This is a genomic window from Rhodobacter capsulatus (assembly GCF_005144475.1).
Taxonomy (GTDB): Bacteria; Pseudomonadota; Alphaproteobacteria; order Rhodobacterales; family Rhodobacteraceae; genus Rhodobacter; species Rhodobacter capsulatus_C.
Genome location: NZ_SWJZ01000060.1, coordinates 13448 through 35170 on the forward strand (window position 1 = coordinate 13448; position 21723 = coordinate 35170).

24 protein-coding genes and 1 other RNA gene are annotated in these 21723 nt (G+C 66.4%); 8 read left to right on the forward strand and 17 right to left on the reverse strand.

Features of this window, described 5'->3' with window-relative positions; translation table 11 throughout:
* The first annotated feature begins 140 nt into the window (after positions 1-140).
* From FBT96_RS13840 to FBT96_RS13850, 3 genes are all read left to right on the forward strand, one after another.
* Positions 141-371 (forward strand): YdcH family protein, encoded by a 231-nt coding sequence (locus tag FBT96_RS13840; protein ID WP_136907626.1) that lies wholly within the window; start codon positions 141-143, stop codon positions 369-371.
* A gap of 66 nt (positions 372-437) precedes the next feature.
* Entirely contained in the window at positions 438-923 is a 486-nt protein-coding gene (gene purE, locus FBT96_RS13845) for a 5-(carboxyamino)imidazole ribonucleotide mutase (RefSeq protein WP_136907628.1), read from the forward strand.
* Positions 916-1980 (forward strand): 5-(carboxyamino)imidazole ribonucleotide synthase, encoded by a 1065-nt coding sequence (locus FBT96_RS13850; RefSeq protein WP_136907630.1) that lies wholly within the window; start codon positions 916-918, stop codon positions 1978-1980. The genes purE and FBT96_RS13850 overlap by 8 nt, the downstream gene beginning before the upstream one ends.
* A gap of 147 nt (positions 1981-2127) precedes the next feature.
* On the opposite strand, the gene FBT96_RS13855 is transcribed toward FBT96_RS13850, so the two are convergent.
* Together FBT96_RS13855 and FBT96_RS13860 are read right to left on the reverse strand one after the other, a co-directional pair.
* Entirely contained in the window at positions 2128-2853 is a 726-nt protein-coding gene (locus FBT96_RS13855) for an alpha/beta fold hydrolase (protein WP_136907632.1), read from the reverse strand.
* A gap of 38 nt (positions 2854-2891) precedes the next feature.
* Positions 2892-3911: a ribose-phosphate pyrophosphokinase gene (locus FBT96_RS13860; RefSeq protein WP_136907634.1), complete on the reverse strand. Its 1020-nt coding sequence runs from the start codon at positions 3909-3911 to the stop codon at positions 2892-2894.
* Positions 3912-4018: 107 nt separating this feature from the next.
* Between FBT96_RS13860 and FBT96_RS13865 the strand changes: the two genes are divergently transcribed.
* Together FBT96_RS13865 and FBT96_RS13870 are read left to right on the forward strand one after the other, a co-directional pair.
* Positions 4019-4630 (forward strand): 2-hydroxychromene-2-carboxylate isomerase, encoded by a 612-nt coding sequence (locus FBT96_RS13865; RefSeq protein WP_136907636.1) that lies wholly within the window; start codon positions 4019-4021, stop codon positions 4628-4630.
* Positions 4630-5442, forward strand: a complete 813-nt coding sequence (locus FBT96_RS13870) for an alpha/beta fold hydrolase (RefSeq protein ID WP_136907638.1) — start codon at positions 4630-4632, stop codon at positions 5440-5442. The genes FBT96_RS13865 and FBT96_RS13870 overlap by 1 nt, the downstream gene beginning before the upstream one ends.
* Positions 5443-5481: 39 nt before the next feature.
* Here the strand turns inward: FBT96_RS13870 and fumC are convergent, their stop codons facing one another.
* The 4 genes from fumC to ssrA all read right to left on the reverse strand — a co-directional run bounded on the left by fumC (position 5482) and on the right by ssrA (position 8516).
* Positions 5482-6888, reverse strand: coding sequence for a class II fumarate hydratase (gene fumC / locus FBT96_RS13875; RefSeq protein WP_136907640.1), 1407 nt, complete (start codon positions 6886-6888; stop codon positions 5482-5484).
* A gap of 85 nt (positions 6889-6973) precedes the next feature.
* Positions 6974-7561: a hypothetical protein gene (locus FBT96_RS13880; RefSeq protein WP_169583460.1), complete on the reverse strand. Its 588-nt coding sequence runs from the start codon at positions 7559-7561 to the stop codon at positions 6974-6976.
* Positions 7562-7571: 10 nt separating this feature from the next.
* Entirely contained in the window at positions 7572-8030 is a 459-nt protein-coding gene (locus FBT96_RS13885; protein WP_136907644.1) for an SspB family protein, read from the reverse strand.
* A 137-nt stretch (positions 8031-8167) separates the two neighbouring features.
* Positions 8168-8516: a transfer-messenger RNA gene (gene ssrA / locus FBT96_RS13890) on the reverse strand.
* Positions 8517-8714: 198 nt separating this feature from the next.
* Between ssrA and FBT96_RS13895 the strand changes: the two genes are divergently transcribed.
* Positions 8715-9995, forward strand: a complete 1281-nt coding sequence (locus FBT96_RS13895) for a hemolysin family protein (RefSeq protein ID WP_136907646.1) — start codon at positions 8715-8717, stop codon at positions 9993-9995.
* A gap of 27 nt (positions 9996-10022) precedes the next feature.
* On the opposite strand, the gene FBT96_RS13900 is transcribed toward FBT96_RS13895, so the two are convergent.
* From FBT96_RS13900 to FBT96_RS13930, 7 genes are read right to left on the reverse strand one after another with little or no spacing between them, the layout of a single operon-like run.
* Complete coding sequence (locus FBT96_RS13900) at positions 10023-10883, reverse strand: lysophospholipid acyltransferase family protein (protein WP_136907648.1); 861 nt, start codon at positions 10881-10883, stop codon at positions 10023-10025.
* A gap of 25 nt (positions 10884-10908) precedes the next feature.
* Positions 10909-11181 carry an HPr family phosphocarrier protein gene (locus tag FBT96_RS13905; RefSeq protein WP_169583462.1) on the reverse strand — a complete coding sequence of 91 codons (273 nt, stop codon included), beginning with the start codon at positions 11179-11181 and terminating at the stop codon, positions 10909-10911.
* The gene (locus tag FBT96_RS13910) at positions 11178-11579 is read right to left on the reverse strand and encodes a PTS sugar transporter subunit IIA (protein ID WP_013068539.1); all 402 of its coding nucleotides are present in this window, start codon (positions 11577-11579) and stop codon (positions 11178-11180) included. The genes FBT96_RS13905 and FBT96_RS13910 overlap by 4 nt, the downstream gene beginning before the upstream one ends.
* On the reverse strand, positions 11576-12514 hold the full coding sequence (gene rapZ / locus FBT96_RS13915) for an RNase adapter RapZ (RefSeq protein WP_136907650.1): 939 nt from the start codon (positions 12512-12514) through the stop codon (positions 11576-11578). The genes FBT96_RS13910 and rapZ overlap by 4 nt, the downstream gene beginning before the upstream one ends.
* Positions 12487-12906, reverse strand: a complete 420-nt coding sequence (locus FBT96_RS13920; RefSeq protein ID WP_136907652.1) for an HPr kinase/phosphorylase — start codon at positions 12904-12906, stop codon at positions 12487-12489. The genes rapZ and FBT96_RS13920 overlap by 28 nt, the downstream gene beginning before the upstream one ends.
* A 1-nt stretch (position 12907) precedes the next feature.
* On the reverse strand, positions 12908-14644 hold the full coding sequence (locus tag FBT96_RS13925) for a stimulus-sensing domain-containing protein (protein WP_394347677.1): 1737 nt from the start codon (positions 14642-14644) through the stop codon (positions 12908-12910).
* Positions 14645-14646: 2 nt separating this feature from the next.
* A complete protein-coding gene (locus FBT96_RS13930; protein ID WP_136907654.1) occupies positions 14647-15348 on the reverse strand; it encodes a response regulator transcription factor in 702 nt (233 codons plus the stop codon).
* 325 nt (positions 15349-15673) lie between these two features.
* On the opposite strand from FBT96_RS13930, the gene FBT96_RS13935 reads away from it, so the two are divergent.
* Complete coding sequence (locus FBT96_RS13935) at positions 15674-17272, forward strand: phosphoenolpyruvate carboxykinase (RefSeq protein WP_136907656.1); 1599 nt, start codon at positions 15674-15676, stop codon at positions 17270-17272.
* A gap of 61 nt (positions 17273-17333) precedes the next feature.
* Here FBT96_RS13935 and rnr read toward each other — a convergent pair whose 3' ends face one another.
* A complete protein-coding gene (rnr, locus tag FBT96_RS13940) occupies positions 17334-19589 on the reverse strand; it encodes a ribonuclease R (protein ID WP_136907658.1) in 2256 nt (751 codons plus the stop codon).
* A gap of 92 nt (positions 19590-19681) precedes the next feature.
* Here rnr and mobA point away from each other — a divergent pair, with 92 nt between their 5' ends.
* Positions 19682-20260 carry a molybdenum cofactor guanylyltransferase MobA gene (gene mobA, locus FBT96_RS13945; RefSeq protein WP_136907660.1) on the forward strand — a complete coding sequence of 193 codons (579 nt, stop codon included), beginning with the start codon at positions 19682-19684 and terminating at the stop codon, positions 20258-20260.
* On the opposite strand, the gene moaC is transcribed toward mobA, so the two are convergent.
* The 3 genes from moaC to moaD all read right to left on the reverse strand — a co-directional run.
* Positions 20257-20724 (reverse strand): cyclic pyranopterin monophosphate synthase MoaC, encoded by a 468-nt coding sequence (moaC, locus tag FBT96_RS13950; RefSeq protein ID WP_136907662.1) that lies wholly within the window; start codon positions 20722-20724, stop codon positions 20257-20259. The two genes, mobA and moaC, sit on opposite strands and share 4 nt — an antisense overlap.
* Complete coding sequence (locus FBT96_RS13955; protein ID WP_136907664.1) at positions 20718-21476, reverse strand: HesA/MoeB/ThiF family protein; 759 nt, start codon at positions 21474-21476, stop codon at positions 20718-20720. Before FBT96_RS13955 ends, moaC begins: the two co-directional genes overlap by 7 nt.
* 10 nt (positions 21477-21486) lie before the next feature.
* Positions 21487-21723: molybdopterin converting factor subunit 1 (gene moaD, locus FBT96_RS13960; protein WP_136907666.1), on the reverse strand; the 237-nt coding region annotated here is incomplete at its 5' end.

Sequence of the window (21723 nt, forward strand, 5' to 3'; positions counted from 1 at the left end):
CAGGTGCAAGGGGGCGGCGGCAGGTCGCAGTCAGGAAATTTCCCGCAAAGGCTGCGGATTTGATATGCTTGGACAAAAGCGGGGCGAGTCGGGGGGCTTGGCTCTGCTTATCTGTCTCAGCCTGTGATCGGACACATGCCATGAATGCCCATACTGACAGCCCGATCGAGATGAACTCCGACGAGGTGTTGCGGGTCAAGCTCGAGGTGCTGCGGCGCGAGCACCGCGACCTGGACGAGGCGATTTCCGCGCTGGTCAACGCCGCCCACCCCGATCAGCTGCGGCTGGTGCGGCTGAAAAAGCAGAAACTGGCGCTGAAGGATCAGATCGCCCGGATCGAAGACCGGCTCACCCCCGACATCATCGCCTGAGACCGCCCCAAACCCTTGAACCGGGGGCCGGTCCGCCTATAGTGCCGCCACAAAATGGGGGGCCGAATGGGCGTGAAAGTGGGAATCATCATGGGCAGCCAGTCCGACTGGGCGACCCTGCGCGAGGCGGCGACGGTTCTGGATGAACTCGGCGTGGCTTACGAGAAGAAGATCGTCTCGGCGCATCGCACCCCGGACCGGCTCTGGGCCTATGGCAAGACCGCGGTGGATCGCGGCCTGCAGGTGATCATCGCGGGCGCGGGCGGCGCGGCGCATCTGCCGGGCATGATGGCCTCGAAAACCCGGGTGCCGGTCGTCGGCGTGCCGGTGCAGACGAAGGCGCTAGCGGGCGTCGACAGTCTTTATTCCATCGTGCAGATGCCGAAGGGCTTTCCGGTCGCCACGATGGCGATCGGTGCTGCGGGCGCGGCCAATGCCGGGCTGATGGCGGCGGGCATCCTGGCGCTGCAGGATGCGGACCTGGCCGCCCGGCTCGATGCCTGGCGCGAGGCCCTCTCCGCCTCGATCCCCGACGAGCCCGCCGATGAATGAGATGCTGAAACCGGGCGCCACCATCGGAATTCTGGGCGGCGGACAGCTGGGGCGGATGCTCTCGGTCGCGGCCTCGCGGCTGGGGCTGACCTGCGCGATCTTCGAGCCGGGGGCGAACCCGCCCGCGGGTCAGGTCGCCGACCGGGTCTTCACCGCACCCTACGACGACGAAGCCGCGCTGCGCGCCTTTGCCGAAGCGGTCGATGTCATCACCTATGAATTCGAGAACATCCCGACCTCGGCGCTTGACCTGCTCGAAAGCCTGCGCCCGATCCGGCCGGGGCGCAAGGCGCTGGCCACCTCGCAGGACCGGATCCTGGAAAAGGCCTTCCTGAACGGCATCGGCCTTGCCACCGCGCCCTGGGCCGAGGTGACGGATGCGGCGAGCCTTGAGGCCGCGATCACGCGGATCGGCACGCCCGCGATCCTGAAGACGACGCGGCTCGGCTATGACGGCAAGGGCCAGGCGCGGATCATGACCCCCGCCGACGCGCCCGAGGCTTTGGCCGCGATGGGCGGCACCACCGCGGTTCTGGAAGGCTTCGTCGATTTCAGCGCGGAAATCTCGGTGATCGCGGCGCGCGGGCTGGACGGCTCGATTTCCTGTTTCGATCCCGGCGAGAACGTGCACAAGTCGGGCATCCTGCACACCACGACCGTGCCCGCCCGCATCCCCCCGGCGCTGCGTTCGGATGCGGTGCTGGTCGCGGCGCGGATCCTGAATGCGCTTGATTACGTCGGCGTGCTCGGGGTCGAGCTCTTCGTGACGCCCGCGGGCCTGCTGGTGAACGAGATCGCGCCGCGGGTGCATAATTCCGGGCACTGGACCCAGGCGGGCTGCGCCGTCGATCAGTTCGAACAGCATATCCGCGCCGTGGCGGGCTGGCCCTTGGGCGATGGCGGGCGCCATGCCGATGTCGAGATGCTGAACCTGATCGGCGATGACGTGGACCGGATCCCCGACTTTGCCCGGGCGAAGAACACGCAGATCCATCTTTACGGCAAGGCCGAGGCCAAGCCCGGTCGCAAGATGGGCCATGTGAACCGCATTCTCTGACCGCGGCAGCGGGGGCTGTCTGCCCCCGCACCCCCGAGGATATTTCCGCCAAGGTGAAAACAACGCCTTTTCACCTTGGGGCAAATATCCCGGGGGGTGAATTTTGCGCGCCAGCGCAAAAGAGGGGGGCAGCGCCCCCCTGCCCTCTTACGGCCGCGCAAGCCGTTTCAAGGCCCCGCCCCAACTTGGCGCGGGTTCGAACCGCCCGGTGTCCAGAAACGCCAGCACTTCGACGATCACCCGCGGATCGTCCATCATCCAGGTGTGGGTGACCGGCAGCACCAGAAAATCCTTCATCCCCGCCCGTTTCGCGCTGGCAACCGAGACCTTGCCGTCATCCGGTCCCGGGATCAGCCAGGAGGTGATCGGGTTCAGGCTGTCCGAGCCCGCGATCACCGCAAAATCGAAGCGCGGCACGGCCAGGCGCGCGGGCGCATCCGTCGCGCGCGTGCCCAAAGCCAGCCCCGCCGGGCCGTTCATCCAGCCAAACCAGGCCTGATCGCGGAAGGCATCGACGATCTCCGACCCGCCATTCGGCGGCGCCAGCATCACCGCGCGATGGATCCGCCCGGCATTGCCGTCGCGCTCGACCCAGACCTGCAGCAAGATGCCCCCCATCGAATGCGTCACCACATCGACCGGCCCCGGCCCGCAGGCGGCAAACCCCGCCTCGATCCGGTCCGCCAGCCGCCCGACCGTCTCCTCGGTCGAGGGATAGCCGAGGTTCACCACCCGCGCCCCCCGCGCCCGGAGCACCTCTTCCAGCACGAAAAGCGAGCGCGGGCTGCGGGCAAGCCCGTGCAGCAACAGCACGCAGTCCGCCGCCGCCGGGGCGGCGCTCAGACACAAAAGCAAAAAGGCCCGGATCAGCATGACCCGAGCCTTGTCGAATTCCCGCGGCCTGTCCAGCCTCAGAGCGTCGAATAAAGCCCTTCGTAGATCGGCACCAGCGTGTCGGTTTCAAAGAGCGAGCTGACCGAGGTGCCCGACCAGGTGTTGAGGATCGCCTGCGCGAACATCGGCGCGGTCGGCACGATGCGGATGTTGCGGGCGGATTTCACCTCTTCGGTGGCCTCGATCGAATCGGTGATGACCAGCGATTTCATCACCGAATTCTCCACCCGCTCCACCGCCGGGCCCGAGAGCACGCCGTGGGTGATGTAGCTGTGCACCTCGGTCGCGCCGGCGGCGATCAGCGTCTCGGCCGCCTTGCACAGGGTTCCCGCGGTGTCGCAGATGTCATCGACGATGATGCATTTCTTGCCGGTGACCTCGCCGATCACCGTCATCCCCGCGACCTCGCCCGCCTTTTCGCGGCGCTTGTCGACGATGGCCAGCGGCGCCCCGATGCGTTTGGCCAGTTCCCGCGCCCGCGCCACGCCGCCGACATCGGGCGAGATCACCATCAGATCTTCCCGGGAGCCCTTGAAATTGTGCAAGATATCCAGCGCAAAGACCGGCGCGGCGTAAAGGTTGTCCACCGGGATGTCGAAAAAGCCCTGGATCTGCGTCGCGTGCAGATCGAGCGTCAGAACCCGGTCCACGCCCGCCTCGGTCAGCAGGTTCGCGACCAGCTTCGCCGAAATCGGCGTGCGGGCCTTGGCGCGGCGATCCTGCCGGGCATAGCCGAAATAGGGGATCACGGCGGTGATGCGATCGGCCGACGAGCGTTTCAGCGCATCGGTCATGATCAGAAGTTCCATCAGGTTGTCATTCGCCGGGTTCGAGGTCGGCTGGATGATGTACATGTCCTCGCCGCGGACGTTTTCATAGACTTCGACGAAGATTTCCTGATCGTTGAAGCGCTCGACGCGGGCATCGACCAGCCCCACCGACATGCCGCGATGCATCGACATCCGCCGCGCGATCGCCTGCGCCAGCGGCCGGTTCGCATTGCCGGAAATGAGCTTCGGTTCGGTCATCGCAGCCATGGCAGTTCCTTTCTTGCCGCTGCGGCAGCAGCGGATTCGGCGGATTGCGCCTGCCTTAGCACCGGGCTAGCCTGCCCGCAAACCTTGCAAGCCGGGGGAGCGATAACATGGCGCAGATTGATTACTTTTTCTCGGTGTTCAGCCCCTGGACCTATCTGGCGGGGGACCGGCTGGAACGCATTGCCGCAAAACATGGCGCGACGATCAGCTACAAGCCGCTTGACGTGCTCGCGCTGTTCGACCGCACCGGCGGCGTGCGGCCCGCAGTGCGGCACCCGTCGCGGATGGCCTACCGCAATCAGGAGCTGGAACGCTGGGCGCAGCATCTGGGGATGGAGATGATCCCGCGGCCCACGATCTATCCGCCGAATGCGGCGCCGGGGTCTTATGCGGTGATCGCGGCGCAGGCGGAAGCGACGAAGGGGGGCGGCGGCGATGTCGGCGCGCTGGTGCGGGCGATCCTGCGGGCCCTTTGGGTCGAGGATCGCAACATCGGCGAAGATGACGTCTTGCGCGAAAAGCTGGCCGAGACCGGCTTTGATCCGAACCTTGTGACGACCGGGCTTTTCACCGGCGCGATGGCCTATGAGAAGAACCTGGAAGAGGCCGTCGATCGCGGCGTCTTTGGGGCGCCGTTCTACATCGTGCGGGAAACCGACCAGCGCTTCTGGGGCCAGGACCGGCTTGACTTCCTTGACGCGCATCTGGGGACGCTCTGATGGCCAAGGACATCCGGCAGGGGCAGGAAATCTTCTGGCAAGGCTTCGGCACCGGGCCGCGGCCGATGCTGGCCATTCATTGCACCTTGGGCACCTCGGGGATCTGGGGGCCGGTGCTGGAACCCTTGGGCGAAACGGTCACCGCGACGGGTTTCGATCAGCCGGGGCACGGGCAATCCGCCGACTGGTCGGCCGAGGGGGCGGAGCCGGGCGCGTTCCAGCGCCTTGTGACGCAGATCGCCGCCAGTTTCATCGACCGGCCGCTCGATCTGGTCGGCCACAGTTTCGGCGCCTCGGTGGCGCTGCGGCTGGCGGTGGCGGCGCCGGAAGCCATCCGCTCGCTGACACTGATCGAGCCGGTGCTGTTTCGCGCCGTCGAGGGCAGCCCGGATTGGGTCGCCCTGCGCGGCCATCAGGATCATTTCGAGACGCTGATCGCCGCGGGCGATCACGAGACCGCCGCGCGCGGCTTCATGGGCGCCTGGGGCGCGGGCGTGCCCTGGGAGGATCTGCCCGCGCATCACCGCGCCCGCTTTGCGGCGCAGATGCCGATGGTGGGCAATATCTCGGCGGCGAATTTCGCCGATCCGGGGCAGATCTGGCGCCCCGACGGGATCGAGGCGATCGACGCGCCGGTGATGATCCTGCATGGCGATCAAAGCCCGGCCATCGTCCGCCCCGTGTGCGAGGCGATTGCGGCGCGGCTGGGCGATGTGGGGGTGGCCTGCATTCCGGGGGGCGGGCACATGCTGCCGCTGACCCATCCGACGCAGGTGCGCGATCTGATCGCGATGAACCTCGAGCGCAGCTGAGGGAACGGGAACCGGGCGAACCGGTTCCCGCCTTTTGCCTCAGCCTTTCGGGCTGATCATGTCTTCGGGGCGCACGACGCGGTCGAAGGTCTCGCCATCGACATAGCCGAGCGCAATCGCCTCTTCGCGCAGCGTGGTGCCGTTCTTGTGCGCGGTCTTCGCCACCTTGGTCGCGGCGTCATAACCGATGGTCGGCGCCAGCGCCGTCACCAGCATCAGGCTTTCCTTCATCAGCTTGTCGATCCGCGCCACGTTCGCCTGCGTGCCCACCACCATGTTGTCGGTGAAGGCACTGGCACTGTCGCCCAGAAGCTGCATCGATTGCAGCACGTTATAGCTCATCATCGGGTTGTAGACGTTGAGCTCGAAATGCCCCTGCGATCCGGCAAAGCCGATGGCGGCATCATTGCCCATGACATGGGCGCACACCATCGTCAGCGCCTCGGCCTGCGTCGGGTTGACCTTGCCCGGCATGATCGAGCTGCCCGGTTCGTTTTCCGGCAGGATCAGCTCGCCCAGACCCGAGCGCGGGCCCGACCCCAGCAGACGCATGTCATTGGCGATCTTGAAGAGCGACGCCGCGACGGTCTTCAGCGCGCCCGAGAAGAACACCATCGCATCATGGGCGGCCAGCGCCTCGAACTTGTTCGGCGCGGTGACAAAGGGCAGGCCGGTGATCTCGGCGATCTGCGCGGCGATGCGGGTATCCCAACCGACGCGGGTGTTCAGCCCGGTGCCGACGGCGGTGCCGCCCTGCGCCAGCTCGTAGATATGCGGCAGGGCGAGCTTCACCCGTTCGATGCCGCGATCGACCTGCGTCGCATAGCCCGAGAATTCCTGACCCAGCGTCAGCGGCGTCGCATCCTGCGTGTGGGTGCGGCCGATCTTGATGATATCCTTGAACTCTTCCGACTTCGCCCAAAGCGCCTTCGACAGCTTTTCCAGCCCCGGGATCAGCACGTCGCGCGCGTGGCAGGCAATCGCCACATGCATCGCGGTCGGGAAGGTGTCGTTCGAGCTTTGCCCCATGTTCACATGGTCATTCGGGTGCACGGGCTTTTTCGAGCCCATCACGCCGCCCAGCATCTCGATGGCGCGGTTCGAGATCACCTCGTTCGCGTTCATGTTCGACTGCGTGCCGGACCCCGTCTGCCAGACCACCAGCGGGAAGTTGTCGTCGAACTTGCCCTCGATCACCTCGGTCGCGGCGGCGGCGATCGCATCGGCCAGCCCGGGGTCCAGATCGCCCTGCGCCTTGTTCACCAGCGCGGCTGCCTTCTTGATCACGCCCAGCGCGCGGATGATCGGCTTCGGCTGCCGTTCCCAGCCGATCGGGAAATTCAGGATCGAGCGCTGCGTCTGCGCGCCCCAATATTTGTCGGCGGGAACCTCCAGCGGGCCGAAGCTGTCGGTTTCGGTGCGGGTCGCAGAATGGGTCGCGGTCATCGTGGGCCTCCGTGATGCGAAATGTCCCGCGCGTCATAGGACGGCGGGACATTTTTTGCAATCGGCATGCGGCCGTATACCGCCCTCAGGCGTCGACCGACATCCGGTAGACACGGGCATTGCGGCACAGGGGATGATGCGCCAGAAGCTCGGCCAGCGCCGCTTCGACGATGCGCGGCGACCGGCAGTGGAAGTAAAGCTCGACCGCATTCGGGAAGGTGCCAGTGCCCTGCAGCCGGCCGGCGGAACTGACGCGCTCCTCGATCGGGCCCATCAGTGTCGCCGCGACCTGCGCCGCCGTCTGACCCGCGGGCAGGACGGCGGGGTCAAGCTCCATCACCACGACCTCGGTGGTGCCGAAGCGGCGCAGCTCCTTGCCCTCGGCATCGGTGAACCAAGAGCCCTTCGGCGCGCCAAGGCTGTCGAAATGCGCCACCAGCCGGTCCAGCAGCTTGCCATCCAGCCCGGTCACGGTGAAAACGACCGTCGAGGCGGTGCCCCGCCCCTCGGCCGTCACGGCGGAGGCGGCCGAGGTGACGTTGCCCAGCCCCTCGGCGGCAAGCCATTTCTGCACGGGCGCGTCATAGCGCTGCACGCGATCCTGCGCCAAAAGGCAGGTCGGCAGATGCGCGGTGAGGGTGGTGGTGACTTTCGGCTTGAGGAAGTTGAACATCACTCGGGTCTCATTTGCGGAATTTGTCGAGACTGACCACTTCGGCTTCGGTCCGGGGTTTTTCCGGTTCGTCGGCGGGTTCGTCCTCGTCTTCGTCCTCGTCCTCCTCGTCGCTGTCTTGCGATTCGAAGCGCAGGCCGAATTCGACCGAAGGATCGACGAACGTGTGCACGGCGTCGAAGGGGATCACCAGCGGCTCGGGCTGGTTGCCGAAGTTCAGCGTGATCGAGAAGCCCTCGTCGGTGACGACAAGGTTGTCGAACCAGTGCTGGATCACGATGGTCATTTCTTCGGGATAGCGGCTTTTCAGCCAGTCCGCCATTTCCACCTGCGGCGCGCGGGTGTCGAAGGTGATGAAGAAATGATGCGCCCCGGGCAGGCCATGCTCGGCCACCTCGGTCAGGACGGTCTGGATCAGCCCGCGCATGGCGCGGTGCATGAGCGTGCCGTAGTCGATCGAACGGGTCATCTGTCCGCCTTTCCTTTCGCCCCAGCATAGGGGATTTGGCGTGCAAGAAAAGGGGGCAAGAACAAGCCGCAAGCGCCCGTGCCCGCAAGCGCGGCAGCCCCGGCATCGGACCGGGCGCACAGGCACAAGGGGGGGAAGGTGCAGGTTTCTGTTGCCAGGCACCTGCGAGCCCCGCCTTAAGCGGCTAAGCGTAAGGACTTTAGGTTTCGGTACCCGAGCTGCTTACGCAGCCAGAGCCACCGGAGCACGGTTGTCGTTGGCAACTGTACATTTGAGCAGATAACGGCTGCGTCCAACCGAGATGCAAGTACCCATTCAACCGTTCGTCGACCCTAATTCACCCCCGCACTCCTGTTAGCCCAGGAGAAATGGTGGAGGTGGGGGGATTCGCACCCCCGTCCGATCCAGCCTAGTTGGCCCGTCTACACCCATAGTCCCTTGCGGAACGATCTCAATCTAGGTGTCGCGGGGCGAAAGCGCAAGACCCCGCGCCGCGCTCGATCCGGCGGGCGCCGTGGCATGGGCCTTGCGGCGAAGACGCGCAGCCCCGCACGATTGCGCTTGTGCCGCAGCCCCGCCCTGCCTACCTGTAAGGGATCATGCCTGCAGATGCCCCCGTTTCGCCGCCGATCGCGGCCGCCCTGCCCTTTCCCAGCCGCCTTTCCCTGATGCCCGGGACCACCGATGTTTCTTGAAATCGCCATCGTTCTGCTTTTGACCTTCGTCAATGGCGTGCTTGCCATGTCGGAACTTGCCATCGTCTCCTCGCGCCCGGCGCGGCTGAAACTGCTCGCCGACCGCGGCAGCCGCGGCGCCCGGATCGCGATCCGGCTGGGCGAGGAACCGGGGCGGTTCCTGTCCTCGGTGCAGATCGGCATCACCGCGGTGGGCGTGCTCTCGGGCGCGTTTTCCGGCGCGACCCTGGGCGAGCGGCTCTCGAACTGGCTGGCGCTGCAGGGACTTGCGCCCAGCCTTGCCGACACTTTGGGCGTCGGCGGCGTCGTGGTGGCGATCACCTATGCCTCGCTCGTCTTTGGCGAGCTGGTGCCGAAACAGATCGCGCTGCGCCGTCCCGAAGCGGTGGCGGTGCGGATCGCGCCGCTGTTGCAGCTGATCGCGGTCGTCGCGGCGCCGGTGGTCTGGCTGCTCGACATCTCCGGGCGGCTGGTGCTGCTTTTGCTGCGCCAGTCGGGCAGCGCCGAAAGCAACATGACCGACGAAGAGGTCAAGATGGTGCTGGCCGAGGCGCAGACCGCGGGCGTGATGGAAGAGGCCGAGACCGAGATGATCGCCGGGGTGATGCGGATCGCCGACCGTTCGGCGCGCGGCGTGATGACGCCGCGCCACGAGGTCGATCTGGTCGACATCACCGACAGCCCCGCCGCGATCGTCAAGCGCTTCCGCGAGACCCGTCATTCCCGGCTGCCGGTGCGCGACGGCGGTCCCGACGACATCATCGGCGTGCTGTCCTCGCGCGATTTTCTCGATCACCGCCCCCGCGCCGAGACGGCGGATCTGCGCGCGCTGATCCTGACCGCGCCGGTGGTGCGGGACGGCATGTCGGCGCTGGACGTGGTGGAAACCCTGCGCAGCGCCCCGGCGCATATGGTGCTGGTCTTCGACGAATACGGCCATTTCGAGGGCATCGTGACGCCGATGGACCTGCTCGAGGCGATCACCGGCGATTTCCACGACCCGGGCGAGCCCGAGGAGCCGAAGATGGTCACCCGGGCCGATGGCTCGGTTCTGGTGGCGGGCTGGATGCCGGCCGACGAATTCGCCGATGCCTTCGGCTTCCCGCTGCGCGAGGGGCGCGATTATCAGACCGTGGCGGGGCTGGTGCTGGACGAGACCGGCCAGCTGCCCGAGGTCGGCGCCGTCTTCACCCTGCACGGGCTGCGCATCGAGGTGGTCGATCTGGACGGGCGGCGGATCGACAAGCTGCTGGTCAGCCGCACGCCCTGAGCGCCCTGCCCCGCGCCGCTGCGGCGCTCAGTGCCGCAGCGCCAGCGTCTCGGCGCGCAGATCGGCGAGGAACTGGCGCGGATGTTTCAGCGCCTCGGCCATCTCGGCGGCGGTTTTCGGCCGCCCGATCACCGGCGATTGCGGCTTGAACAGCGCACGCTTGATTTCATGCAGCAACAGCCCCTGCCGCAGCGTCGCGCCAAGCTTGTTGGCGATCTGATAGGCGCGGGAATTCTTGCCCGGAAAATAGATCGGCAGCACCGAGGCCCCCGAACGCGCCAGCATCTTCGCGGTGAAAGGGTTCCACTCGCCCTCGATCGCCGGGCCGAAGAAGGTCTTCGAATGCGCCACGGCACCCGCCGGGAACAGCACGATCACGCCGCCGCGTTTCAGCTGCGCCATGCATTCGGCGCGCATCTTCAGGCTTTCTTCCTGCGCATTCGGCTCATGCGGGAAGGGCACCGGCAGCATGAACTCCTCGATCTCGGGAATGCCGGTCAGAAGCGAGCGGGTCAGGATCTTGTAATCGGTCCGCACCTGCCCGATCAGCCAGGCCAACACCATGCCGTCCACCAGCCCGTGCGGGTGGTTCGCCACCACGACCAGCGGCCCGGTCGCGGGAATGCGGGCGATTTCGGCGGCCGGGGTCCGCACCTCGATCCCCATGATCTCCAGCGCCTGCGGCCAGAACGGCTGGCCGACCGGCGCGCCGCGCCGCTCGAACTTGCGGATCAGCTGCAACAGCGTCCATTTCGCCGTCAGCCATTCGATGGTGCGGATCGTGTTCGCCTTCCACGGGTTGGGGAACGTGCCCGCATAGGAAAGCCGCTTGATGTCATAGGGTTTTTGCTCGACCGGCGCGCGGTCGCTGGGTTGCCTGTCGGTCACGACAATTCCCTTCTTGCCTTGCGGCTCACATCTCTTCGCCGAAGCGGTCGGCGACCAGCGCCGAAAGCGCCTCCGCCAGCGTCTCGGCCTCAAGGCCGAAGGTCGTGACCTCGATCGTGGTCCCGCGCGAGGCGGCGAGCATCAAAAGCCCCATGATCGAATCGCCCGAGACCTTCATCCCGTCCTTTTCGACCTCGGCCCTTGCGTCATGCGCCTCGACCACTTCCACGAACCGCGCCGAGGCCCGCGCATGCAGGCCCTTTTCGTTCACGATCTTCAAGACCTTGCTGACACTCACTTGGCCGAGGCTCCGCCCGTCGAATAGCAATTGATATATTTGCGACCGGCATCAAGAGAGGCTTCGACCGCCGCATGCACGCCCAAAGAGCGCGATTTGGCGAGCTTTATCAGCAAGGGCAGATTGGCACCATAGATGATCTCGCGCCCGCCGGCCTCGCAGGCCATCAGGCTCAGGTTCGAGGGCGAGCCGCCGAACATGTCGGTGACGACGACAACCCCGGCACCGCTGTCGACCGCATCGGCGGCGGCGCGGATCTCGGCCTGTTTCGCCGCCCTGTCATGGTCGTCTTCTATGGTGATGGCACGGATGCCTTCCTGAGGGCCGACGACATGTTCGACCGCCGCGAGATATTCCCGCGCCAAACCCCCATGTGCCACGATCACGATCCCGATCACGCGCCCTCTGCCTCTTTCCCTGTGGGCATGGCCTGTGCCCGCCGTTCCAGCTCCCTGTGCCGTTTAGACACTTGCCAGTTCGCCTGTGCAAGGGCCTTGGCTACGGCTTCCGTTACGGCAACCGAACGGTGTTGCCCGCCGGTACATCCGAAGCCCACGGCCAGATGGGCCTTGCCTTCGTCCAGATGCGCCGGAAGTTGAAACAGCAGTAGATCACACACCTTCTGAATGAAGGGTTGATAGCGGGCGTCGCCCTGCACATGCGCCGCCACCGCCGGATCCAGCCCGGTCAGCGGCCGCAGCGCCTCGACCCAATGCGGATTCGCCAGAAACCGGCAGTCGAACATCATGTCGAGCCCGCGCGGCACGCCGCGCTTGTAGCTGAAACTGTGCAGCGAAATCGCCAGCCGCGAGATCTGCCCCATGTCGAACCAGCGCCCGACCTCGGCGCGCAGATCATGCGGGCTCATCGTCGAGCTGTCGATCAGCACATCGGCGCGCACCCGGATCGGCGCCAGCATGTCGAATTCCTGCACGATCCCCGACAGCGGCTGCGCCTGCGGCGCCAGCGGATGGCGGCGCCGGGTCTCGGAATAGCGCCGGATCAGCGCCTCGGGCGTGGCGTCCAGATACAGCACCTCAAGCAGCAGGCCCGGCTCGCGGGTCAGCCAGTCGATCAGCTCGATCAGCGCCGCGACGGAAAAATCGCGGTTGCGCACATCGATGCCAAGCGCCATCGGCCGGGTCAGCGGGCCGTCGATCAGCCGCGGCACCAAAGACAGCGGCAGGTTGTTGATCGCCTCGTAGCCCAGATCCTCCAGCGCCACGATCGCCGTGGTGCGGCCCGCCCCCGAAGGGCCGGTGACAAGAACCAGCCGGTTCACCGTCTCGGTTGCCGCACGTTCGTTCACATCGCTCTCCCGGCCCTGAGCCATTGCAGGATCACCGCCTCAAGATGACCATGTTGCAGGCGCAGCACAAGGGGCAGGGTGACGCCGAGACAGGCAATCTCTCGTGAAGGCGGCAGCCTTTCGGTCTCGTCCTGCCCCATGTCGACCGCCAGCACGATCCGCGCCTGCGCCAGCGTGTCGGCGCGCAGGATGCCCGCGCCGCGCGCCTCGATCAGACCGGCGATCTGCGCGGGCGCGCGGGCGATCAGCGCGCCGTCTTCGGCGGCCAGAAAGACCCGGTCATCGGCCACCAGCCGCGCCCCCAGCGCCATCAGCCGCAGCGCAAGGCCGGATTTCCCCGCCCCCGAGGGGCCAAGGATCAGCACCCCCGCCTCGGGCGTCAGCGCAACCGCCGTGGCATGCAGCGGCGCGCTCACGTCAGACCGGAAGGCCGACGACGAAGCGGGCGCCGAGCGGTTCCGAGGTGATGTCGGCATCGGTGGGGCGGATGTTCTCGGCCCAGATCACGCCGCCATGCGCCTCGACGATCTGTTTCGAGATCGCCAGCCCAAGGCCGGAATGGTCGCCGAACTGCCCTTCGGGGCGTTGCGAATAGAAGCGCTTGAAGACCTTGGACAGGGCCTGTTCGGGAATGCCCGGCCCGGTGTCCTCGACCACCACCAGCACCCGGTTTTCGCGCTTGCGCGCCCAGACCCGCACCGCGTCGCCCTCTTCGCAGAAGCTGATCGCATTGCTGATCAGATTGACGAAGACCTGCGCCAGACGCGCTTCCAGCCCGGTGATGCGGATCGGCTCCGCGGGCAGGTCGGTGATGAATTCGACGCCTTTCGCCCCCGCCTCCCGGCCCAGATAATCGCCCAGATTGGCGAGCATCTTCAGCAGATCGAAGGGTTCTTCCTCTTCCTTGACCAGATCGCTGTCAAGCCGCGAGGCGTTCGAAATGTCGCTCACCAGCCGGTCAAGGCGGCGCACGTCATGGTCGATCACCTCCAGCAGGCGCAGGCGCTGATCCTCGCGCTTGACCACATGCAGCGAGGCCACGGCCGAGCGCAGCGACGCCAGCGGGTTCTTGATTTCATGCGCCACATCGGCGGCGAATTGTTCATTCGCGTCGATGCGGTCGTAAAGCGCCGCCACCATGCCGCGCAGCGCCCCCGACAGCCGCCCGATCTCGTCGGGCCGCGCGGTCAGGTCGGGAATGCGGATCCGCCCCGGCGTCATCTTGCGGGAATGCCGGTCGCGGCCGATCTCGGCGGCGGCGGCCAGGTCGGACAGCGGGTTGGCGATGGTCGAGGCCAGCACCAGCGACAGCCCGATCGAGACGATGATCGCCACGACGAACATCTGCAGCACCTGTTCGCGCTCGACCCGGACGAGCTTGTCGATTTCCCCCGCAGCCGAGGTCATCGCCACGGTGCCGACAAGGGTGTCGTTCTGGAAAAGCCCGGTCGCCACCGAAAAGATCGTCGCCCCCGAGGTGTTGCGCCGCGTCGCCATCACCGTCTGTCCGGCCACGACCTGCGGCACCAGCGCCTCGGCCATGGCCCGGGTATCGACCGGCATGGCCGAGGCCTGATCGCGATGCGCAAGCCGCGTCAGCCAGTCCCAGGCGCTGTTGAGCAGATCGGTGATCAGCGTCGAGCGGGTATCGATCCCCAGCCCCTCGACCCTTTCGCGCGGCGCGGTGCCGACAGCGGCGGAATCCGCCAGCAAAGTGCCCGCCGCATCAAAGACATAGATCGTCGCCCCCTCGGGCAATTCGATCCCGCGCATGACCTCGGCCACGTCAAGGCCGTCGCCCGCCGCCAGATTGACCGGCGCCGACAGCGGCATCCGCGCCTCGAAGACATCGGCGATCAGCTCGGCCTCGCTGACGATGGCGCTTTCGCGCTGAAACACCAGACTGTCGCGGAACGGGTTCAGATAGAGCACCCCCGCCACCATGACGAGCATGGCGAGCAGGTTGAAGGTGATGATCTTGCGCGCCAGCGGCGAATGGTTCAGCGAAATGTAGCTGCGCCGCTGCCGCCCCTTGGCCAGATCCTCATCGACCGCGCCCTTGGGCCCGACCCAGTCCTCGCCCAGAACCACATCCGTCTCGGATTTCGCGGCCTTGGTCACACGCCCCCGCCCCGCTGCAAGAAGTCCGGCAATGGTCATTCCTCGTTGTAACGATAACCGATGCCGTAAAGCGTCTCGATCGCCGAGAAATCGTCATCCACCGTCCGCATCTTCTTGCGCAGCCGCTTGATGTGGCTGTCGATGGTGCGATCGTCGACATAGACCTGATCGTCATAGGCGACATCCATCAGCTGATCGCGGCTTTTGACAAAGCCCGGCCGGATCGCCAGCGCCTGCAACAGCAGGAATTCGGTCACCGTCAGCGTCACCTCGCGGCCCTTCCAGGTCACCGAATGGCGCAACGGATCCATGGACAGCGAGCCGCGCACGATCACCTTGGTATCTTCGGCCACCGGCACCTCGCCGGTCGAGATCGCCTCCTGCCGGCGCAGAAGCGCCCGGATGCGTTCGACCAGAAGCCGCTGGCTGAAGGGTTTCTTGACGTAGTCGTCCGCGCCCATGCGCAGGCCCAGAACCTCGTCGATCTCGTCATCCTTGGAGGTCAGGAAGATCACCGGCATCGTGGTCTTCTGCCGCAGCCGCTGCAAAAGCTCCATCCCGTCCATCCGCGGCATCTTGATGTCGAGCACCGCCATGTCGGGCAGCCGCTTGCTGAACGCGTCCAGAGCCGCCTGACCGTCGTTGTAGGTCTCGACCTCATAGCCCTCCGCTTCGAGCGTCATCGAGACCGACGTCAGAATGTTGCGATCGTCGTCGACCAGCGCGATCCTCGACATGTCCTGCACCTCATGCTGCCTGTATTATGATTGGCGCCATTGTCCGCTTTCCGGCCCCCGGAATCAACTGCGATGTGCGAATCGGCCAGGCGATGCGAATCATCTGAGCGCAAAAAAACGAAGGTTTGACTAATTTGTCTCACCTCTTCGCGATGATGGCGCTAAATCGGCTCTGTTTGCGCTAGCTGCGACAAACCCTTCTGTTCCTTCGCAATTGCGCCATGGTATAGGGCGCCATCCGCAACATTCTTGCGCGGATCGGTGCCCGCCCGTAACGGGCGCCGCGAGGAACCACTGCGCCGCAGGGCGGCAACGGGAGCGAAACATGAGCATCGGACGCGTGAACCCGGCGAAAACGCTGGAAGATCAGGGCATCACTGGTCTCGGCAACGTCTATTACAACCTGCTGGAACCCGCGCTCATCGAACTGGCGCTCAAGAACGGGGAAGGCACGCTCGGCAAGGGCGGGGCTTTCTACTGCTCGACCGGCAAGCACACCGGCCGGTCGCCGAAAGACAAGTTCGTCGTCCGCACTGCCAGCGTCGAAGACACGATCTGGTGGGAAAACAACAAGCCGATGGATCCGGCCAAGTTCGACGTGCTGCATGCCGACATGCTGGCGCATATGAAGGGCAAGGATTTCGTCGTCGAGGATCTTTATGGCGGCGCCGACCCGGCCCACCGTCTCGATGTGCGTCTGGTTGCCGAACTGGCCTGGCATGGCCTGTTCCTGCGCACCATGCTGCGCCGCCCCGCCCGCGAGGAACTGGACACGTTCAACCCGGAATGGACGATCATCAACTGCCCGTCGTTCAAGGCCGACCCGGAACGTCACGGCTGCCGTTCGGAAACGGTGATCGCGCTCAACTTTGACAAGAAGCTGATCCTGATCGGCAACACCGCCTATGCCGGTGAAAACAAGAAGGGCGTGTTCACCCTTCTGAACTACATCCTGCCCGGCAAGGGCGTGATGGCGATGCACTGCTCGGCCAACCATGCGATCGACAACCCCGATGATTCGGCGGTCTTCTTCGGGCTTTCGGGCACCGGCAAGACGACGCTCTCGGCCGATCCCTCGCGCGTGCTGATCGGCGACGACGAACACGGCTGGTCGGAAAAGGGCATCTTCAACTTCGAGGGCGGCTGCTACGCCAAGACGATCAACCTCTCGAAGGAAGCGGAACCGGACATCTACAACACCTGCTCGATGTTCGGCACCGTGGTCGAGAACATGGTCTTCGACCCGGAAACGCTGGAACTTGATTTCTTCGACAGCTCGCTGACCGAGAACATGCGCTGCGCCTACCCGCTGCATTACATCGGCAATGCGTCGGATACCGCGCTGGGGGGCCACCCGAAAAACGTCATCATGCTGACCTGCGACGCTTACGGCGTGCTGCCGCCGATCGCGCGTCTGACGCCCGCGCAGGCGATGTATCACTTCCTCTCGGGCTTCACCTCGAAGACGCCGGGCACGGAAGTGGGCATCGTCGAGCCGGTCCCGACCTTCTCGACCTGCTTTGGCGCGCCCTTCATGCCGCGTCGTCCGGAAGTCTATGGCAAGCTCTTGGCCGCGAAGATCGCCGAGCATGGCGCCTCGTGCTGGCTTGTGAACACCGGCTGGAGCGGCGGCGCCTTCGGCACCGGCAAGCGCATGCCGATCAAGGCCACCCGCGCGCTCTTGACCGCCGCGCTGGATGGTTCGCTGCACAATGCCGAATTCCGCAAGGATCCGAACTTCGGCTTCGAAGTCCCGGTCGCGGTGCATGACGTGGACAGCAAGCTTTTGAACCCGCGCGAGACCTGGGCCGACAAGGCCGCCTTCGATGCGCAGGCGGCGAAGCTGGTGAAGATGTTCTCGGACAACTTCGCGCAATATCTGCCCTATGTGGACGAAGACGTGAAAGCCGTCGCGATCGGCTGAACCGCCTGACAATGACAAAGGGCCGGGGATTTCCCCGGCCCTTTCCTTTTATTCAGCGCGCTTACTTGCGGGTGCGTTTGACCTTGCGCGAAATCGCCCGTTCCTTCGCCTTGAAGGCCACGGATTTCCGCCCCGGCCGGAACGGCCGCTTGCCGCCCTTGCCCGCGCCGGGCATCGCCTGACCTTCGAGCTCCAGCAATTCCAGTTCCAGCCCGCCGGTCACCGGCACGGCTTCGGCCAGCCGCACCAGAACCCGCTGCCCGATGCCAAGGGTGACGCCGCTGTCGGCCCCGATCAGCTGTTGCGCATCGCGGTCATAATGGAAGAACTCTCGCCCGACCGAGCGGATCGGCACCAGCCCGTCCGCGCCGGTCTCATCCAGCTTCACGAAGGCGCCGAATTTCTGCACGCCGCTGATGCGGCCCGTAAATTCGCTGCCCACCCGTTCCGACAGATAGGCCGCCAGATACCGGTCGGTGGTGTCGCGTTCCGCCGCCATCGAGCGCCGCTCGGTCTCGGAAATGTGCTGCGCGATGTCTTCCAGCTGGGCGATGTCGTCGCGGCCCAGCCCATCTTTCCCCCAGCCATGCCCGGCGATCAGCGCCCGATGCACGATCAGGTCGGAATAGCGCCGGATCGGACTGGTGAAATGCGCGTAAGACCGCAAGGCCAGCCCGAAATGCCCCAGATTCTGCGGCGCATAATAGGCCTGCGTCATCGAGCGCAGGGTGGAAATGTTGATCAGCTCGTCAAACTCGCTGCCCTCGGCATCGTTGAGCAACCGGTTCAGATGCGCCGTCTTCAGCACCTGCCCCTTCGCCAGACTGAACCCGGACGCCTGCGCCACTTCGCGCAGCGCATCGATTTTCTCGGGCGAGGGTTCCTCGTGCACGCGGTAAAGCAGCGGGCGGCGCAGCCGTTCCAGCTCCTCGGCCGCGGCCACATTCGCCAGCACCATGAATTCCTCGATCAGCCGGTGGGCATCGAGCCGTTCCTTGAACTTGACCGAGGCGACCTTGCCCGCCTCGTCGATCTCGATCCGACGCTCGGGCAGGTCCAGATCCAGCGGCTGGCGCACCGCCCGCGCCCGGGTCAGCGCCCGGTAGCAGCCATAGATCGGCGCGATGATCTCTGCGACCAAGGGCGCGGTCTTCGCATCGGGGCGGCCATCCTGTGCCGCCTGCACCTGCGCATATTCGAGCGAGGCGACCGAGCGGATGATGCCGCGGGTGAACCGATGCGCAATCTTGCGCCCCTCGGCCGAAACCTTCATCCGCACCGCCAGCACCGCGCGCGGCACATGTTCGTGCAGGGAACACAGATCGCCCGAAAGCCGGTCGGGCAGCATCGGCACGACGCGGTCGGGGAAATAGGTGGAGTTGCCGCGATTGCGCGCCTCGCGATCCAAGGCGGAGCCCGGGCGGACGTAATGCGCCACATCGGCGATGGCGACCCACAGCAGGAACCCGCCCTCGTTCGCCGGATCATCGTCCGGCTGCACGAAACAGGCGTCGTCGCGGTCGCGCGCATCGGCCGGGTCGATGGTGACAAAGGGCAGCCCGGTCAGGTCTTCGCGATCGCCCAGCGCCGCGGGGATCTCCGCATCGGCCTCGGCGATCACGTCATCGGGGAAGTCGTCGGGAATGCCGTGCTGGTGAATGGCGATCAGCGACACCGCCCGCGGCGCGGTCGGATCGCCCAGACGCTCGATCACCCGCGCCCGCGGCAGGCCCATCCGGCCCTTCGGCCCGGATTGCTCGGCCTCGACCAATTCGCCGTCGCGGGCGTCGTTCGTGGCGCCGGGCGGCACCACCCATTCATTCATCTCGCCCTTGTCGATCGGCGTGATCCGGCCGCCTTCCGCGCCCTTGCGGAAGATGCCGACGATGCGATGGCGCGCCTCGCCCAGCTTGCGGATCAGCCGCGCCTCGGGGCCCTCGGTCCCTTGCGAAATCCGCGCCAGCACCCGCTCGCCCGGCCCCACGGCGGGATCGTCGCGGCGGGTCAGAAAGGCGATCCGCGGCGCATCCCCCGGACCGGCCCATTCCAGCGGCCGCGCCCAGAGATCGCCCATGCCGTCGGCGGGCAGGATTTCGAGCACCGTCACCGGCGGCAGGCTGGCGCTGTCATGGTAGCTGCGCTTCCTGCGGGCGATCTGGCCGGTCTCGGCCAGCTCTTTCAACAGGCGCTTCAACTCGATCTTCGCCGCGCCCTTCAGGCCGAAGGCCTTGGCGATATCGCGTTTCGCCCCCTGATCGGGGTTGTCGGCGATCCAGTCGAGGATCTGCTGCTTCGTCGGGATGGGGCTTTGTGTCATGGCCTTGCCTAGCACGACGGCGTCGCGCAAGAAAGTGGGGGCTGCACCGGACGGCGGAGGGTCAGGGCCGGGGCAAAGCGGAGGGGTGGCGCATGCGGATCGTGGGGATCATTCTGGCGGGCGGTCAGGGGCGGCGAATGGGGCGCGAAAAGGCGCTGGTGCGGCTCGCGGGCGAACCCCTGATCGCGCGGGTTCTGGCGCGGCTCGCGCCGCAGGTCGAAGCGGTCGCGATCTCGGCCAATGGCGATCCGGGCCGGTTCGGCCTTGGCCTGCCGGTGCTGCCTGACCGCGCCGGGGAATCGGGGCTCGGTCCGATGGCGGGCATCCGCGCCGGGCTGGACTGGGCGGCCGGGATGGGCGCCGAGGCGCTGGTCAGCGTGGCCACCGACACGCCGTTCCTGCCCGAAGATCTGGTGGCCCGGCTGGCCGCCACAGGCGGGCCTGCCCATGCGCAAAGCTTCGGGCGCGACCATTACACCGCCGCGCTCTGGCACGTCGCCGACCGTCCCCGGATCGACGCGCTTTTCGCCGCCGACGAACGGCGGATGCGTGCCTATCTGGCGGGGGCCGTCGCCGTGCCCTTCGACACGACGCCCGATCCTTTCGTCAATCTCAACACGCCCGAAGACCTCGCCCGGGCCGAAGACCGGCTGCGCCCGAACGCGCTTTAGGCGCGGAAACTGCCCGACTTGCCGCCGTCCTTGGCCAAAAGCCGGATCCCCTCGATCCGCATCGCCTTTTCCGCCGCTTTCAGCATGTCATAGACGGTCAGCGCGGCGGCCGAGACCGCCGTCAGCGCCTCCATCTCGACCCCGGTCGGGCCGGTGGTGGCCACGGTGGCCTCGATCCGCACGGAGCTGGTGTCCGGCTCGGGGGTCAGCTCCAGCGCCACCCGCGACAGCGCCAGCGGATGGCAGAGCGGGATCAGATCCGCGGTGCGCTTCGCCGCCATGATCCCGGCCACCCGCGCGACGCCCAGCACGTCGCCCTTGCCCGCCGTGCCCGCAAGCACCAGCGCCAGCGTCTCGGGGCGCATCACCACCCGGCCCTCGGCCACCGCCGTGCGCTTCGTCTCGGCCTTGTCCGAGACATCGACCATATGCGCCTGGCCCGCGTCGTCGAAATGGGTCAGCATGCCACCCCCTGTCCCCGGCAGACCGGGCAATCCGCGCGCCGATGCAGGCGCAGCAGCCGCTCCTCGTTCCAGAGCGTGTCGATCATCCAGAGCCGCCCGAGCAGGCTTTGCCCCGCCCCGGTCAGGTGCTTGATCGCTTCCAGCGCCATCCGCGCCCCCACCACGCCCGGCAAAGCGCCGACGACGCCCTTCGATTGCGCGGGCGGCGGATTTTCGGGCTCGGGGAAGGTGCAGGCATAGCAGGGCCCGCCAAGCCCCGGCGCATGAAGCCCGATCTGGCCTTCCCACTGCGCGATCGCGCCGGACAGAAGCGGCACCCCCGCCGCGACACAGGCCCGGTTGAGCAGATGCCGCGCCGCCAGATTGTCGGTGCAGTCGATCACCAGATCGAAGCCCGCGACCAGCGCCGCCGTCTCGACCCCGAAGCGGATCGCATGGGTCTCGATCCTCACCTCGGGGTTCAGATCGGCAAGCCGCGCCCGCGCCGAAACCGTCTTGCCCTGCCCCAGCCGCGCCGTGCCGTACAGCACCTGCCGCTGCAGGTTCGACAGCGACACCACATCGTCATCGGCCAGCGTCAGCCGCCCGATCCCCGCCGCCGCCAGATAGAGCAGCACCGGCGAGCCAAGCCCCCCCGCGCCGATCACCAGAACCGAGGCGGCGTTCAGCTTCGCCTGCCCCGCGGGCCCGATCTCGGGCAGGATCAGATGCCGGGCATAGCGGCCCTCGGGGTCGAAAATGTGACCGTCCATCTCAGCCCCCTCAGCCGCCCGTCATCGGCGGGAAAAACGCCACTTCGCGCACGCCCGCCAAAGGCGCGGTGAAATCGGCCAGATCCTGATCGAGCGCGACGCGCAGCACCGCGGGATCGGCAAAGGCGGCCGCGTAGCGCGGATCTTTCGCGCGCAGTTCGGCGACCAGATCGGCCACGGTCGCGGCCTCGGTGTCCAGCCGCTCGCGCGGGTGCCCGATCCGCTCGCGGACCCAGGCGAAATAGAC

What these genes read in the sequence shown, in the direction of transcription:
- FBT96_RS13840 (WP_136907626.1), top strand. Translation starts at nt 141, where the DNA reads ATGAATGCCCATACTGACAGCCCGATCGAGATGAACTCCGACGAGGTG.
- purE (WP_136907628.1), top strand. Translation starts at nt 438, where the DNA reads ATGGGCGTGAAAGTGGGAATCATCATGGGCAGCCAGTCCGACTGGGCG.
- FBT96_RS13850 (WP_136907630.1), top strand. Translation starts at nt 916, where the DNA reads ATGAATGAGATGCTGAAACCGGGCGCCACCATCGGAATTCTGGGCGGC.
- FBT96_RS13855 (WP_136907632.1), bottom strand. Translation starts at nt 2,853, where the DNA reads ATGCTGATCCGGGCCTTTTTGCTTTTGTGTCTGAGCGCCGCCCCGGCG.
- FBT96_RS13860 (WP_136907634.1), bottom strand. Translation starts at nt 3,911, where the DNA reads ATGGCTGCGATGACCGAACCGAAGCTCATTTCCGGCAATGCGAACCGG.
- FBT96_RS13865 (WP_136907636.1), top strand. Translation starts at nt 4,019, where the DNA reads ATGGCGCAGATTGATTACTTTTTCTCGGTGTTCAGCCCCTGGACCTAT.
- FBT96_RS13870 (WP_136907638.1), top strand. Translation starts at nt 4,630, where the DNA reads ATGGCCAAGGACATCCGGCAGGGGCAGGAAATCTTCTGGCAAGGCTTC.
- fumC (WP_136907640.1), bottom strand. Translation starts at nt 6,888, where the DNA reads ATGACCGCGACCCATTCTGCGACCCGCACCGAAACCGACAGCTTCGGC.
- FBT96_RS13880 (WP_169583460.1), bottom strand. Translation starts at nt 7,561, where the DNA reads ATGTTCAACTTCCTCAAGCCGAAAGTCACCACCACCCTCACCGCGCAT.
- FBT96_RS13885 (WP_136907644.1), bottom strand. Translation starts at nt 8,030, where the DNA reads ATGACCCGTTCGATCGACTACGGCACGCTCATGCACCGCGCCATGCGC.
- FBT96_RS13895 (WP_136907646.1), top strand. Translation starts at nt 8,715, where the DNA reads ATGTTTCTTGAAATCGCCATCGTTCTGCTTTTGACCTTCGTCAATGGC.
- rapZ (WP_136907650.1), bottom strand. Translation starts at nt 12,514, where the DNA reads ATGGCTCAGGGCCGGGAGAGCGATGTGAACGAACGTGCGGCAACCGAG.
- FBT96_RS13930 (WP_136907654.1), bottom strand. Translation starts at nt 15,348, where the DNA reads ATGTCGAGGATCGCGCTGGTCGACGACGATCGCAACATTCTGACGTCG.
- FBT96_RS13935 (WP_136907656.1), top strand. Translation starts at nt 15,674, where the DNA reads ATGAGCATCGGACGCGTGAACCCGGCGAAAACGCTGGAAGATCAGGGC.
- rnr (WP_136907658.1), bottom strand. Translation starts at nt 19,589, where the DNA reads ATGACACAAAGCCCCATCCCGACGAAGCAGCAGATCCTCGACTGGATC.
- mobA (WP_136907660.1), top strand. Translation starts at nt 19,682, where the DNA reads ATGCGGATCGTGGGGATCATTCTGGCGGGCGGTCAGGGGCGGCGAATG.
- moaC (WP_136907662.1), bottom strand. Translation starts at nt 20,724, where the DNA reads ATGCTGACCCATTTCGACGACGCGGGCCAGGCGCATATGGTCGATGTC.
- FBT96_RS13955 (WP_136907664.1), bottom strand. Translation starts at nt 21,476, where the DNA reads ATGGACGGTCACATTTTCGACCCCGAGGGCCGCTATGCCCGGCATCTG.